Origin of the sequence: Halalkalibacter flavus, assembly GCF_036663575.1 — a bacterium.
In the GTDB taxonomy this organism is placed as follows: Bacteria; Bacillota; Bacilli; order Bacillales; family Bacillaceae_D; genus Halalkalibacter; species Halalkalibacter flavus.
On sequence record NZ_JAWRVK010000105.1, the window covers coordinates 1 to 868 of the forward strand.

1 pseudogene is annotated in these 868 nt (G+C 35.8%); it reads right to left on the minus strand.

Annotation, left to right across the window (positions count from 1 at the left end):
* Positions 1-785 (minus strand): annotated as a pseudogene (locus SAY88_RS24555) (IS3 family transposase); the annotation flags it as partial.
* Between the last annotated feature and the right edge of the window lie 83 nt (positions 786-868).

An 868-nucleotide genomic window follows, 5' to 3' on the forward strand; every position in this document is an offset into this window, starting at 1 on the left:
CATAGAACGTGAGAAACAATAGCCAATTATTTTCTTTGTGTGTAGATCCATGACAGAAGCTAGATAACACCATCCATCTTTCAAGGTGTTGATATACGTAATGTCACCAACCCATTTTTGATTTATGGACGTGGTACCAAAATCTCGGTTTAATAGATTTTCTCGTTCTATCACATTTTCTTTACTTGGAGTTGGTCTAAACTTCTTTGTTATTATGGACCGGATACCTTCTTGTTTCATTAGGCGCTGTACACGCTTAATACTTACATCAAAGCCTTCTTTCTTAAGGGCTCGATGGATTTTTGGTGCTCCATAACGCTGTTTGCTTTCCGCATGAATTTCTTTAATACGCTCGGTTATTCGTTTATTCTCACGATCACGGTTAGACTCGACTTGCTTTTTAGTTTGATAATAGGTGCTTCTAGACACACCTAAGACATCACACATTTGTTGAACAGGGTGATCTTCTTTATGCGTATCAATTACAGTACTGATTTCAGAAATGGTTACTTCTTCGCGAATATGGCCATAGCCTTTTTTAAAATTTCATTCTCTTCTTGCAGCTTAAGCATCTGCTTTTTCATCTTAGCAATTTCATCAGTTGTAACTATCTCACCATCTTCTGTTTGAATGGGAGAGAATTTCTTAATCCATGCATAGATCGTTACTTCAGATACGCCATATTCGCTGCTTAAGTCCTTAGCTGAATTTCCAGAGTTATAAAGATCCACAATCATTTTCTTAAAATCTTCATTATACTTTTTGCCTGTATTTTTATTTCCCATACGGACACAACCTTTCTTCTATATAGTGTAACAAATCTATAGAAACTTAACTAAGTTGTGTCCATGAAACTATACTAGCATCA